The organism is Methanothermobacter marburgensis str. Marburg (genome assembly GCF_000145295.1).
Taxonomy (GTDB): domain Archaea; phylum Methanobacteriota; class Methanobacteria; order Methanobacteriales; family Methanothermobacteraceae; genus Methanothermobacter; species Methanothermobacter marburgensis.
The window spans coordinates 209,370-223,503 of sequence record NC_014408.1; the positions used below are offsets into that span (position 1 = coordinate 209,370).

The following is a 14,134-nucleotide window of genomic DNA, read 5'->3' on the forward strand; positions in this document are numbered from 1 at the left end:
TTATAAACTTTGATCTGTCTCCAGGCTGAGGCAGTGTCCCGCTGAAAATGTAGCCCATCATGCAGCCGGAACATCGTCAACCGAGCAGGTGAACCGACACCTGGGGAATCCCTTGCAGCCCACGAACTCACCGTAACGCCCTGAACGTTTTATAAGATCGGATCCACACTCAGGACACTTACCAACAATTTCTTCACCTTTGGACTCCTTCTTCCCACACGATGGGTCAAGGCAAGCCCTCTGACGTGGCCTGCCATAGGATATCATTGGAAGGCCGCATTTTTCGCAGCGACTTTTAAGTACACTGGCCCCCCTAGGAAGTGAATACACTGTCCTGCAATCAGGGTAGCCTGAACACCCCACAAAGGTGCTTTTGTTTCTGGGGGAATATTTTATGACAAGATTCCTGCCACATGCAGGGCATTCACCCACAACCCTGCTGTCCTGATAGGCTTTATAGAGGTCCCTGCCTATGTCCTTCATGTTCCTCTCAATATCACTGAGTATGGATTTAACCTCCTCTATGGCCTCATCCACCACCCTGTCGCGGCTTATCTTCCCCTCCATGATCTCCTCGAGCTCCCTCTCAAACTGCCTTGTGAGTTCCTCACTGGTTATCTTCTCACAGTACTTTGTGAGGGTGTCAATTATGTTCTCACCCAGGGGGCTCACACGTATTTTCTTACCCTCAATGTACTTCCTGTCATAGAGTTTGGCTATTATATCGGCACGGGTTGACTTGGTTCCAAGGCCCCTCTTCTCCAGTTCCCTTATGAGTGAGGCTTCGTTGTATCTGGCTGGAGGTTTTGTCTCTTTCTCCAGGGTGGATACCCCCACAACGCCCATAACATCGCCCTCGGATATATCAGGGAAAACCTCATCTTCAATTCGGGTGTAGGGGTAGCTGTCCATCCATCCCCTCTTGCTCACCCTCTTTCTTGAGAAACTGAACTCCTCTCCTCCTATTTCAAGGTCGACCCTCATTGTCTGTAGAACGGCATCCTCACCGAATACGCTGATGAAACGGTGGACGATGAGTTCATAGATCTTTCTTTCATCACTGGAAAGATCTGATGGGAGAAGACCTGTCGGGTGTATTGCAGGGTGTGCATCATCCACCTTTTTACCCTCGTGGGGTTTGAGGGGTTCACTGAGCCCTTCAATGTGCGCACCGAAACGGGGGTCCTCTGAAAGTCTGTCCAGTATCTTACGGTAACCTATGCTTTCAGGGAGTTTCTGGGATGATGTCCTGGGATAGGAGGTGTAACCCTCGGTGTAGAGGTTCTGTGCGATGGTCTGGGTCTTCTTGGGGCTGAATCCAAATACACGGTATGCCTCTGACTGGAGTGATCCAAGGTCAAAGGGCACAGGCGGTTTCCTTACGGTGTCCCTTACCTTCACACCTCTGACCGAGGCATCGCTGCCACTACACCTCTCAAGGACCTCATCAACTAGGGGGCGCTGGAATATCTTACCCCTTCTGCTCTCTGCCACGATCCCCGATTCCAGTTCTGCCTGGATTATCCAGTAGGGGACCGGTTCGAATTCCCTTATCTCCTTCTCCCTTTCAACGAGTATAGCAAGGGTGGGGGTCTGAACCCTCCCGGCAGATAATTTAATGAAGCGGTTGGTGGCCTCCTTCACGGATTTCATGAGGGACCTTGAGATGTTAACACCAAATATGAAGTCAAGGATGTGCCTTGCAGCGCCGCTGTCCACCTGCCCGCAGTCAAGTTCTATGGGTTTCTCATATGCGCTCTGTATCTCCTCCCGTGTGAGGGTTGAGAACTTCATCCTGACGGTTTTCTGGAGCGCATCCTCGCCGCAGCCATATCTGATGGCGTTGAAACCGATGAGTGTACCCTCTATGTCGTAATCACAGGCATGTATGTAGCGGTCAGCGCCGGCAGCGAACTTTTTTATTACATTGAGGTAATCCTTAACGTAGTTCTTCTTCTTATCAATCTCATGAAGGGGCGCCCATTCAAGGTCAAAGAAGTGCTCTTCTCCGGGTTTACTCGGGCGAAGTGAATAAAGGTGACCAACCGCCGATACGATGGTCACCCTTTTATTGCCTTCAGAATATTCCCAGTAGGACACCTTCCTGTACTTCTTTCTCTCCGCATCTGGAAAGAGTGCTCCTGCGATCTTCTCTGATGACTTGGGCTTCTCACATATTATAACTTCGTGCATCTTACCACTCAGAATCGTCACCTGTAGAATCCATAGAAGTCACTGCAGTAGCTGCACATCGGGTACTTACCGTAATGATAATGGCTTGAGTCATCGGCGTTTATGTTGAACTTCTTATGGCATATGAAGCACACTTCTATCTTTTCTTCGTCTGAGGACTTCCCTTCACACATATATGATCCCCTAAACGATCCTGTGCTTCTGAAGAAGAAGGATTTCATCCTTTGTAAGCTTTTTGCCCTCTTTGAATTTCTCATATATTTCACGGGCTCTCTCCTTCTCCTCAAGATCCCTTTCACGGGTGGCCCTTCTTTTAACATTTCTATTTTCTGATCTGAGGGCGTTGATCCTTTCGTTTATCCTCTTAATTTTGCCAAGGGTTGACTTGAATTCCTCATGTTTCTCTGAGGCCATCCTGCGGAATTCAAGAAACTTCTCATGGGCTTCATCAGCCTTCTTACGTATCTCGTCTGTCTTTCTGAAGTACTCAAGCATCCCCTCATGATACTTCTGGGCCTCCTCTGAAAGTGAGACCACCTTCTCGTGGTATTCCTCTGATTTCTTCCTGAGTTCAAGGGCCTTCTGTCTGGTCTCCTCATCCTCCTGGATCTTCATGAGCTTCTTACGTAGTTCATTGGCGGTCTTGACCAGTTCATTCTCCTTGTTAATGTCAAGGACCCTTGTTTCTATGATCCTATCTATCCTACGGATCTCGTTCTCTATCTTTATCCTGTCACGCCCACCGGATGACCACTCAAGCTTCTTTATCTCCTGGTTTATCTCGTCCCTGAGCTTCTTGTTCTCTTCAACCTTTGCATTTATCTCATTACGTCTGTCCCTGAGTTCAACAGCCCTGTTGAGGGTTTCACGAAGTTCGGTGTTGAGTTTATCCCTGAGTTCCTTCATTTCACGGGCCTTTTTATTCAGTTCATCCCTTTCAGATGCCAGGCCTGAGAGCTTCTCCTCGTATTCATTTTTAAGGTCCATTACCTCATCGTAGCCGAGTTTATCCAGCTTATCGTCCACCTCAGCTATTTCCTCGATGATGGGCAGTATTTTTCTGAGATCCCTCTCCTCAACCACGGCGTCAGCCTTCTTCCTGAGCGCAGGTTTTGCATTGAATGCTATCCCCAACCTGGCCGCCTGTATCATGGATATGTCGTTGGCGCCATCACCAACAGCAACACATTCGCTGGTGCTTATACCCTCCTTATCGAGGATTTTACAGAGAACATCATACTTTGAGTTTTCCACAAGAGGGCCGCTCACTTCACCGGTCAGCACACCGTCCTCTTCATGGAGTCTGTTGCAGAACAGATAATCAATACCAAGCTTATCTTTGATGGGTTCGGCCACCAGGTCAAAGCTTCCACTTATAACCGCAACACGGTAACCCTTCTCCTTGAGGGTTCTGATGGCCTCCTCGGCACCCTCCATGAGGGGTAATTCCCCTGCAACTGCCTTTATATCCTCAACCGCTGTCCCCTTGAGGAGTTTCACCCTCTCCCTTATGGAGGATTCAAAGTCAACATCACCCTGCATGGCCTTTTCGGTGATCTCCATTACCTCCTCCTCGACTCCAGCGATCTTTCCTATCTCGTCTATGGCTTCCCCATCAATAATGACATTGTCAAGATCGAAAACTACAAGTTTAATCAAAAATATCACCATTAAATCAGATCTAACTCGGCAAGCCTTGCCTTGGTCTTTTCAACTCCAAGCTTAGCGTCCTCAGCACTCTTGGCACCTGTGCACACAACCTTCCCTGAACCGAAGAGCAGCAAGACAACCTTGGGTTCATCCAGCCTGTAAACAAGGCCAGGGAACTGTTCAGGTTCATATTCCGTGTTCTCAAGTCCCAGGGCAACGGCCTCAAGGTTCAGTGGTTTCCCGAGGTTTGCCGAGGCAACAATGTTCTGGATCTTTATCTCAAATTCCTCGGGTATATCAGGGTCCATGGTCCTCATCATATCAACTGTGAGTTTTATGGCCCTCTTGGAATCCTCAATGGATTTTGCACCTGTACATACCAGTTTACCTGATCCAAAGATCAGAGCAGCAGTTTTAGGCTCCTTTAATTTGTATACAAGACCAGGAAACTGTTCTCGGTTAAAATCAACATTTTCAAGGGCTTCAGCAACTGTCTGGAGATCAATGGATTTCCCAAGGGTTGCAGAAGCAACAATATTTTCTATCTTGATATCCACATCTGTCAACTAGATACCTCCCGGTGAAGTTTAAACCTACATATAAATTTAAATGCACCTATATTAATATTGACGTAAAAAACTAGTTATTATAGATAATAATATATTTAATAATTCAGAGGGTGCATTGAAATCATTCACACCCTTCTGGCTGTTCCCTGTAAAATTACTCACCCCTTTATAACACAATTTAAATAATTTGATTTTCATAGTGATAACATATACAGCATTCTTTAGGACCCAGGGTCCTTGCTGGGGGGATGATGTGGTTATCGATCCGAGAATCTACAAGGAACAGGTTGAGGAACTTGGAGTTGAGGGACTTGAAATAAATCCCTCAAACAGGGAGGAGGCCCTTGAGCTTCTGGGGGAGGTTGAAGGATACATAAAAAACCTTAAGAGGATAAGGTACAATCTCCATATGGACATGAGGATCATCAGAAGGCAGTACCTTGAGAGAATGAGGGCCCCTGAGGTGAAGGGAGACCTGCGCAAGAGAAAGAGCATCCTGGATGAAAGGGACGATATCCTCGGTCCATATGAGGGTGTTGACAGGATCATAGATGCCCTCCTTGAAGAACTTGATGAATCGGCACAGTTTTTAAGGGAATACACTGGACTTGAGGATACCTCTGTATCCAGTGGTATTGAAGGGTGGTAGAGTTTGATAGAGGTTGAGGTTAAGGCTAAAATTTCCAGTGGGGATGAGGTAAGCGAGCGCATAATATCACTTGGGGGGCGCCATGTTTCAGATGAGGAACAGACTGACATATACTTCAATGCCCCCCACAGGGACTTTGCAGAGACCGACGAAGCGCTGAGAATAAGAAAAACAGGTGAAAGGACATTCATAACCTACAAGGGTCCCAAAATTGATGATAGGAGCAAGACCCGGAAGGAACTGGAGGTTGAGGTTGCAGACGCTGAAACAGCAGCAGGGATACTGGAGTCCCTTGGCTTTCGAAGGGTTAGGGATGTCTTGAAGGAGAGGAGGACCTACTCACTCGAGGATTTCACCATATCCATTGACACCGTGAGGGGCCTCGGGACCTACCTTGAAATAGAGAGGGACCTACCTGATGGCAGTGACTACGGGGATGCCCTCAGCGAGATATTTGAGCTCTACAGAAAACTGGGGGTAAGCGAGGGATTCGAGAGAAAATCCTACCTTGAACTTCTTGAGGCTGAAGCTGAATAGGCTTGGGTCAGGCAGAATCTGGGTAATCTGGGCTTCTTGAGCTGAAGATGGTTACACTTCATGAGCATGGAGGCTGAAAAGCGCCGGACAACCACAGGCAATTAAAACCAGCACCCGCCGTAACTGCCCATTATCCACATCTGAACTACAGGACAACCACCACCAGATAAGGCATGTGGCCGGAAGACGGCTGAACTCTCAAACCTTTTATACTTAAATATCAAATTTAAATTAATACTAGAGTCTTCATTTTAATAAATCAGTTAAGGTGGTAATCCCTTGAAATACTTCGTCAGTCCCTTCAATAAGGAAGCTGAATTAGAATTTCCCGATAAGATCACGATTTACGATACAACACTCCGCGACGGGGAACAGACCCCAGGGGTATGCCTCGGAACCGAGGAAAAACTTGAAATAGCCAGAAAACTGGATGAACTTGGCATACACCAGATAGAAAGTGGTTTCCCAGTCGTATCAAAGCAGGAAAAGGTTTCAGTAAAGACAATAGCCAATGAAGGCCTCAATGCAGATATACTGGCCCTGAGCAGGACAAAGAAGGAGGACATAGACGTTGCAATTGACTGTGACGTTGATGGTGTTATCACCTTCATGGCCACATCTGACCTCCACCTCAAACACAAACTCAAACTCACAAGGGAGGAGGCCCTCAACGTGTGCATGAACTCCATAGAGTATGCAAAGGACCACGGCCTCTTTCTGGCATTCTCAGCAGAGGACGCCACAAGGACTGACCTGGACTTCCTCAAGCAGATATACAAGAAGGCTGAGAGCTACGGGGCAGACAGGGTCCATATAGCAGATACGGTGGGTGCCATAAGCCCCCAGGGAATGGACTACCTTGTAAGGGAACTTCGAAAGGATATAAATGTTGACATAGCGATGCACTGTCACAATGACTTTGGCATGGCACTCTCAAATTCAATAGCGGGGCTCCTGGCAGGTGGAACCGCAGTTTCAACCACAGTTAACGGTATAGGTGAAAGGGCCGGGAACACATCCCTTGAGGAGCTTATAATGGCCCTGAGGATAATCTATGACATTGACCTTGGATTCAACATCAGCGTCCTCTATGAGCTGTCAAGGCTCGTTGAGAAGCACACCCGCATGAAGGTGCCTGAAAACAAGCCCATTGTTGGAAAGAACGTCTTCAGGCATGAGTCAGGCATACACGTGGACGCGGTGATAGAGGAACCCCTCACATATGAGCCTTTCCTCCCTGAGATGATAGGCCACCAGCGTAAGATAGTCCTGGGCAAACACTCAGGTTGCAGGGCAGTCAAGGCAAAACTTGAGGAGTACGGTATAGAGGTTACAAGGGAGGAACTCTGCAGGATAGTGGAGGAGGTAAAGAAAAACAGGGAGAAGGGGAAATACATTAACGATGAACTCTTCTACAGGATCGTAAGGTCTGTGAGGGGGCCTGTTGACTTCTAGGTGGCTGGAATGAACATAAGCGAAGGGATTGAAGGTATCCTTAGATAGTTTTCAGGTGGTTAAAATGAACATCACAGAGAAGATCCTTGCAGATGCAGCCGGAGTGGCTGAGGTCACACCCGGCGAGATAATAGAGGCTAGGGTTGACCTTGCAATGACCCACGACGGCACATCACCCCCAACAATCCGCACATTCAGGGAGATAGCCTCAAGGGGAGGCCCCGACAGGGTATGGGACCCTGAAAGAATGGTCATGGTATTCGACCACAACGTACCACCCAACACAATAGGGGCAGCAGAGTTCCAGAGGGTAACATCTGAATTCGCATCTGAGCAGGGAATAAATAATATCTTCAAGAACGCTGAGGGCATATGCCACCAGGTCCTCCCTGAGAAGGGATTTGTACGCCCAGGAATGGTCATAGTTGGTGCAGACTCACACACCTGCACATACGGGGCATTCGGTGCATTCGCAACTGGAATGGGCGCCACGGACATGGCAATGGTATTCGCCACAGGAAAAACCTGGTTCATGGTGCCTGAGGCAATGCGCATCGAGGTTACAGGCGAACTGCAGGGGTTCACCACAGCAAAGGATGTTATACTGAAAATCATAGGGGAAATAGGCGTTGATGGTGCAACATACCGGGCTGTGGAGTTCACTGGAAGCACGGTTGATGAAATGGACGTTGCCGGAAGGATGACCATCTGCAACATGGCAGTTGAAATGGGGGCCAAAAACGGTATAATGGAGCCCAGCAGGAGGATAATCCAGTATGTAAAGTCCAGGACAGGGAGAGACTTCCGGGTTTACCGTTCAGATGGGGACAGCCAGTACGTGGAGGACCACCACTTCGATGTCTCTGACCTCGAACCACAGGTTGCCTGCCCCGACGACGTGGATAATGTGGCACCTGTTTACAGGGTTGAGGGAACCCACATAGACGAGGCATTCCTTGGTTCATGCACAAACGGCCGCTACGAGGACCTCAAAATGGCAGCAGAGGTCCTTGGGGATAGAAGGGTCCATGATGATGTGAGGTTCATAGTTTCACCCGCCTCAAGGGAGATCTACCTCAGGGCACTGGAGGATGGGATAATAGAGACCTTCCTAAGGGCAGGGGCCATAGTCTGCAACCCAGGTTGCGGGCCCTGTCTCGGGGCCCACATGGGGGTCCTGGCTCCAGGGGAGGTTAGCATAGCCACAACCAACAGGAACTTCAGGGGAAGGATGGGTGACCCATCATCAAAGGTCTACCTGGCCAACCCGGCGGTTGTGGCTGAATCAGCAATTAAAGGGGTGATCAGTGCACCCGAATAGAAAATAAGGTGAATTCTTAAAGTGATATGATTCCATCACCATGTGATCAGCGCACCTGAATAAAAAAATGGGAAGACCCGCATTATGAGGGAGGCAGGAAATGGATGTCAATGTCTTGGAGGAGATTGAACGCATCGAGAGGATAATAGGGAGGCTCTCAAACACCCAGAAGATACTGCTATCAACAGACGGCTCGGTAACAAGGATACTTGACGTGCTGAGGGGAACAGTGACCATAAGGACCATAAAACAGGAATTCATACCATCAACTCCAGAAATCGCAGATAAACTCAGGATATCCCCCGGGGAAATGGTTAATCACCGGGTGGTTGTGATAGGGAATAATGAACCGCTAATACACGCAGTATCATACATACCACTATCAAGGCTTGAGGATGGCTTCAGAGAGGACCTCATAAGGGCGGATATACCCATAGGAAGGATACTGAAGAAGCACAGCATAGAATCCCGCAGGGAGATAGAGATCCTTGACATAGAAAGCCCCAGCAGAGAACTCAGGGAAATATTCAAAACAGACTCCCCCATGCTCACAAGGACCTACAACATAATCCACCAGGACGAGGTGCTCATAAGGATAAAGGAGACCTTCCCATTCGACTGGTTCAGGGAAGAATTCCGGTAACGGTGTTTTCATGGGAGTTAAATTAAAGGATATAATATCGGCAGAGAAGATAAGGCTTGATGATCTCAGGGGGCGCACCGTTGCAGTTGATGCAGCCAACAGCATATACCAGTTCCTCTCAAGCATAAGACAGAGGGATGGAACACCCCTCATGGACTCAGAGGGGCGGGTGACATCCCACCTCAGCGGCATACTCTACAGGACAGCGGCGGTGATGGAGAGGGATATAAGGATGGCCTATGTTTTTGATGGGAAATCCCATCACCTGAAGGGCGAAACAGTGACAAGGCGTATTGAAACCCGGAAGAAATCTGAAGTGGAATGGAGGAGGGCCCTTGAGGAGGGGGACATCGAGAGGGCAAGGAAATATGCTGTGAGGTCCTCAAGGATGTCACAGGATATAGTTGAAAGCTCCAAAAGGCTCCTTGAACTCCTAGGGATCCCATACGTCCAGGCACCGGGAGAAGGCGAGGCACAGGCATCATTCATTGTTAGGAGGGGTGATGCCTGGGCAGTGGCATCCCAGGACTACGACTGCCTCCTCTTCGGAGCCCCCAGAGTCGTGAGAAACCTCACACTCAGCGGAAAACTGGAGGAACCAGAGATAATTGAACTGGAATCTGCCCTCAGAAATCTTTCAATCACCCATGAACAGCTCGTGGACCTGGCACTCCTCGTTGGCACAGACTTCAATGATGGAATAAAGGGGATAGGCGCCAGGAGGGGACTCAAACTCATAAAGGAAAAGGGTGACGTATTCAGTGTAATTGAGGAGATTGATGGGGACATCGGAGGCGACCCCGAGGTCCTCAGGGGGATATTCCTTGAACCTGACGTGACCGGGGACTATGAACTGAGATGGAGAAAACCCGATAGGGATGGGGTCATAGACTTCCTATGCGGTGAGCATGGCTTCTCAGAGGAAAGGGTAATGGCTGCTCTTAAAAAAATTGAAGGGGCTTCATTCACACAGAAAAGCCTTGAAGACTGGTTCTAGGATCATGGACTCCACTAGTTATATGTAATAGGGGGGGTTGTCACCGGACTGGTTCTGAGGATCATGGACTCCACTAGTTATATGTAATAGGGGGGGTTGTCAACGGACTGGTTCTGAGGATCATGGACTCCACTCCCTCAGATCATCGCCTGATGGTTCATACAGGAATCCCTGGTCCCTGCAGTATTCAATCAGCCTCCGGTAGGAGGGGTGGGATGAGAGGGTACCTGTATCACCTATTATTATGAGTTTGCGCCTTGCCCGTGTAAGTGAAACATTGAGCCTCCTGAGGTCCCTGAGGAAACCTATGTTACCTTCACTGTTACTTCTAACCATTGAGATGATGATGACCTCCCTCTCACGTCCCTGGAAACCATCCACACTGTTAACCTCAACACCGGTCATGGAGGATATCAGGTCCACCTGGTCGTCGTAGGGTGTTATTATACCGATCTCCTCTTCTTTCACACCCATCCTGATGAGTGCACCAGCGATTATAACTGCAAGGTCAGCCTCAAGGGGGTTCTGGATTGATGTTGATCCCTTCAGCCTCCTCTCACCCCTCCCAACCTTTGAGGTATCAATAAAGAGGACAGGGTCCCTTTCCGCAAGTTTTCTGTGAGGCATTGAGTCAGGGATCTCAGTGGATATAACATCCAGTACTGAGATTTCCTCAAGGGAGGGATGGGCCCTTATCCTCCCCCCATAGAACTCCCTGTTCGGGAACTCCATTATGGCAGGGTTCATACGGTACTGGCAGTTCAGCATCCATGAATTCTCAGGGTATGAACCTATGAGCTCCTCAAAGAGTGTCACCTCCAGTTCAGAGGCCTCAGGGTTCAGTATGGTTGGCGGAAGCTGCCGGTGGTCCCCTGCCAGCACGAACCTTGGTGCACGTGAGAGTGGTATGAGTATGCTGGGGATTGTGGCCTGGGATGCCTCGTCGACAATTGCAACATCGAACTTCACATTATCTATGTACTCGAGGGCCGCAGATGAGTTGGTTGCAAGGACAACCTGGCTGTTACGGATTATCCTGTCAACGATTTCAACTTCAATCTCCTGCATCTTCCTGTGGAGTTCATCTATCTGCTGGTTGACCTCTATCCAGCGGGCCATGGATATCATCACATTTGGGGATATGCCACGGGCACCCCTCCTCTTTGTGGCGTTGATCATTATCTGACTGTCTGTGAGCCCCCTGCGCAGCTGGGGGGTGGGTTTATGGTGCCTTTCACGTTCCTCAATGAGCCCGTCAATCCTCTCCTGGTATTCGAGGACCCTCCTGTACTCGGGGTGGTTCTCAAGTTTATATGCAAGTGTCTCCTGCAGGTTTGTCCTGGAGACCCTCTGGGGGTGTCCTAGACGGACACATCTCAGATGACCCGCGATTCCCTCAAGGAGGTTATCAACTGCAGCGTTGCTCTCAGCCGTCACAAGGACACGGTTACCTCTCCTGACCTCCTGCCTTATGAGTTCATGGAGTGTACGGGTCTTTCCTGTACCGAAGGGTCCGTGTATAAGGAAGAAATCATCTGAACCCAGGGCCCTCATTATAGCCTCCCTCTGTGACCTGTTGAGTTCAGGGTCCACTGGTTCAAATTCAACAATCTGGTGACCAGATGGCTTTTCATCCCCCAGCAGAAACCTTAAAACCCTGAACACATTCCTGCCGGCACCCCTGAGGTTGTCTATCATCCTCTGGAATGTTATATCGTTGGCGTAGAGGTCCACCCTGACGTTCCTCAGGGCCCAGCGGGGGACACTTTCAAGGGCAACCACAATGAAGCGTTTACCCTTCGCCGCCACGGTACCTGTGAGGTCACTTCTGAGGGGGTTTCCACGGCTTATCAGGACAAGGTCACCCACTGATATCTGGGTATCTATGGGTTCCCTCCTCCCGTATTTCACGAGATGGAATCCAAGTTCACGCCCGGTTACCTTACCGTTAAGGCCATTTATGGCCCTCCCTACCCTTTCACGCTTCTGGGGGGATAACCTCCTTATCTCATTCATCATGGCGTTTATTTCCGCCTCCCTCTCCATCTCAACAAGTTTAATAAGCCTCTTTATGTATGATTTCACACTGATAGTATCCACCCCGGATTTCACCTGAGGTAATCCAGTACCTCATTTTCATTAAATGATTTTCCATTCATCTAGAAGGGGGGGTATTCCCCGAAGAACTCCCTGGCGTATCTCCTGGCGGTTTCAACCTGCTCAGGGTATCTCCTGCCAAGGCGCTCTTCCAGTTCTTCACGGGTCTCTGATGAGGCAACGATCTTCAGGAAATTCACGTAAACCTCAAGTCCATCAGCTTCATCCCTGGGACTCCTTAGACAGGGCATCTCAATGGTCAGGCAGATATCCTCGCGTTTGAAGAGTTTCTTGCGTATGTGGGGTGATACCGACCCTATCAGGACACCCCTCTCCAGTTCTATGAGGGGAGGGACACCATCCCTGCTCCTCCTTGAGGGATCCGTTAACCGGCCGTAACTTTCCTCCCTGTAGCAGTGGGCCTCCAGGTATGTTGATGGCCGGTACTTCTCTATGAGCCCGATTATCTCCATTCCCTGCTGGCTCATGTAATAATTGGGGTCAAGTGTGCTCAGGTACTCTGTGGGGTTGCAGCTGTATATTATCAGCTTTCCCCTCCTGATGTCATTGAAACCAAGCCTCTTGAGGGCCCTTATAGCTGTGAAGCCCTCCTTTCCATGCACACCACCAACAAAGAGCCTTACAGGACCTTTGCCCTTATCTATCATCCTGAAGAAACCCAAGTTCTTCCTCCTATGTCCCCTCTTCCCAGTTTTCAAGGTACCTTATCTGTTTCTCTGTCAGTTCATCGATCTGGATTCCCATGGCCTCCAGTTTCATCTCCGCAACCCGCATGTCTATCTCATCAGGGGCCCTGTATACGCCGGGTTCAGGTTTTTCACTGAGGAGGTGTCTCGCTGATAGTGCCTGCATTGCAAAGCTCATGTCCATTATCTCTGCGGGGTGACCCTGACCCCTCTCTGAGGCAAGGTTCACAAGTCTCCCCTCGGCAAGGAGGTATAATTTGCGCCCATCAGGCATGATGAAGACCTCTATGTCCTCCTTAACCAGCCTTTTTTCCTCGGATAACCTTTCAAGGTCCTTCCTGTTTATTTCAACGTTGAAGTGACCTGCATTTGCCATCACACAGCCGTCCTTCATGTTCATAAAGTCATCACCCGCAACCACATCGGTGTTTCCTGTTGCAGTTACGAGTATATCCGCATGTTTAACGGCCTCTGATACCTTCATAACTCTGAATCCATCCATACGGGCCTCAAGTGCCCTTATGGGGTTAACTTCGGTTACTATGACGTTCGCGCCAAGACCCTGGGCCCTCAGGGCTATTCCGCGCCCGCACCATCCATAGCCACACACCACAACGGTTTTGCCTGCTATGAGCATGTTGGTGGTCCCCATTATGGAGTCAAATGTGGACTGCCCGGTCCCGTAGCGGTTGTCGAATAGGTACTTTGTGTAGGCGTCGTTCACGGCCATGACTGGAAATTCAAGGGCACCATCGGCTGCCATGGCTTTTAGTCGGTGTATACCTGTTGTTGTCTCCTCACAGGCACCTATTATCCCATCCAGGAGTTCCCTCCTTTCCCTGTGGACCAGGAATATCATGTCCGCCCCGTCGTCTATGAGGATGTCGGGTTCATGGTCCAGGACACGGTGTATGTTTTCATAGTACTCCTCATTGGTTTCACCGCGCCAGCCGTACATGTTGAGGCCCATTTTTGCTCCAGCGGCGGCTGCATCGTCCTGGGTTGATAGGGGGTTGCAACCTGTCATGGCAACCTCTGCACCGCCCGCCAGGAGGGTGAGTCCCAGGTTTATGGTCTTTGGTTCTATATGGAGGCATGAGGCTACTGTGATCCCCTCGAATGGTTTTTCCTCTGAGAAGTCCCTTTTGATCCTTTCAAGTACAGGCATGTGTTCCTGAACCCACTGGATCTTCTTTTTGCCCTGAGGGGCAAGTGAAATGTCTTTAACATTATATGGCATGGTATCACCAGGTTAACTTAATTCATTGACTTTAGATAATAGTTGGAATGACCACTTAAAAATAGTTATGAAGAGG

At 49.3% G+C, this 14,134-nt stretch carries 13 protein-coding genes; 6 read left to right on the forward strand and 7 right to left on the reverse strand.

The genetic code is table 11. The annotated features are described in order from the left end of the window. Positions 1–57: 57 nt before the first annotated feature. The 4 genes from topA to MTBMA_RS01045 are packed head-to-tail and all read right to left on the reverse strand — an operon-like array spanning position 58 to position 4,409. Positions 58–2,193, reverse strand: a complete 2,136-nt coding sequence (gene topA, locus MTBMA_RS01035) for a DNA topoisomerase I (RefSeq protein ID WP_013295046.1) — start codon at positions 2,191–2,193, stop codon at positions 58–60. A gap of 17 nt (positions 2,194–2,210) precedes the next feature. After that, positions 2,211–2,366, reverse strand: a complete 156-nt coding sequence (locus tag MTBMA_RS09055) for a hypothetical protein (RefSeq protein WP_171770388.1) — start codon at positions 2,364–2,366, stop codon at positions 2,211–2,213. Between the two features lie 10 nt (positions 2,367–2,376). Then, on the reverse strand, positions 2,377–3,852 hold the full coding sequence (gene serB, locus MTBMA_RS01040) for a phosphoserine phosphatase SerB (RefSeq protein ID WP_013295047.1): 1,476 nt from the start codon (positions 3,850–3,852) through the stop codon (positions 2,377–2,379). 11 nt (positions 3,853–3,863) lie between these two features. Continuing rightward, the gene (locus MTBMA_RS01045) at positions 3,864–4,409 is read right to left on the reverse strand and encodes a TATA-box-binding protein (RefSeq protein WP_013295048.1); all 546 of its coding nucleotides are present in this window, start codon (positions 4,407–4,409) and stop codon (positions 3,864–3,866) included. Positions 4,410–4,665: 256 nt separating this feature from the next. Here MTBMA_RS01045 and MTBMA_RS01050 point away from each other — a divergent pair, with 256 nt between their 5' ends. From MTBMA_RS01050 to fen, 6 genes are all read left to right on the forward strand, one after another. Further along, a complete protein-coding gene (locus tag MTBMA_RS01050; protein WP_013295049.1) occupies positions 4,666–5,061 on the forward strand; it encodes a hypothetical protein in 396 nt (131 codons plus the stop codon). A gap of 3 nt (positions 5,062–5,064) precedes the next feature. Further along, positions 5,065–5,598 carry a class IV adenylate cyclase gene (gene cyaB / locus MTBMA_RS01055; protein ID WP_013295050.1) on the forward strand — a complete coding sequence of 178 codons (534 nt, stop codon included), beginning with the start codon at positions 5,065–5,067 and terminating at the stop codon, positions 5,596–5,598. 279 nt (positions 5,599–5,877) lie between these two features. After that, entirely contained in the window at positions 5,878–7,053 is a 1,176-nt protein-coding gene (locus MTBMA_RS01060; RefSeq protein WP_013295051.1) for a homocitrate synthase family protein, read from the forward strand. 64 nt (positions 7,054–7,117) lie between these two features. Beyond that, positions 7,118–8,374, forward strand: a complete 1,257-nt coding sequence (gene hacA, locus MTBMA_RS01065; RefSeq protein WP_013295052.1) for a homoaconitase large subunit — start codon at positions 7,118–7,120, stop codon at positions 8,372–8,374. 100 nt (positions 8,375–8,474) lie between these two features. Beyond that, complete coding sequence (locus MTBMA_RS01070) at positions 8,475–9,017, forward strand: chorismate--pyruvate lyase family protein (protein ID WP_013295053.1); 543 nt, start codon at positions 8,475–8,477, stop codon at positions 9,015–9,017. Positions 9,018–9,027: 10 nt separating this feature from the next. Next, the gene (gene fen, locus MTBMA_RS01075; protein WP_013295054.1) at positions 9,028–10,014 is read left to right on the forward strand and encodes a flap endonuclease-1; all 987 of its coding nucleotides are present in this window, start codon (positions 9,028–9,030) and stop codon (positions 10,012–10,014) included. 120 nt (positions 10,015–10,134) lie between these two features. Here the strand turns inward: fen and MTBMA_RS01080 are convergent, their stop codons facing one another. The 3 genes from MTBMA_RS01080 to ahcY form a co-directional block, all read right to left on the reverse strand. Next, positions 10,135–12,099, reverse strand: a complete 1,965-nt coding sequence (locus MTBMA_RS01080) for an IGHMBP2 family helicase (protein WP_013295055.1) — start codon at positions 12,097–12,099, stop codon at positions 10,135–10,137. A gap of 74 nt (positions 12,100–12,173) precedes the next feature. Then, positions 12,174–12,794, reverse strand: a complete 621-nt coding sequence (locus MTBMA_RS01085; RefSeq protein WP_013295056.1) for a DUF2119 domain-containing protein — start codon at positions 12,792–12,794, stop codon at positions 12,174–12,176. 10 nt (positions 12,795–12,804) lie between these two features. Continuing rightward, positions 12,805–14,058 (reverse strand): adenosylhomocysteinase, encoded by a 1,254-nt coding sequence (ahcY, locus tag MTBMA_RS01090; protein ID WP_013295057.1) that lies wholly within the window; start codon positions 14,056–14,058, stop codon positions 12,805–12,807. Positions 14,059–14,134: the final 76 nt, after the last annotated feature.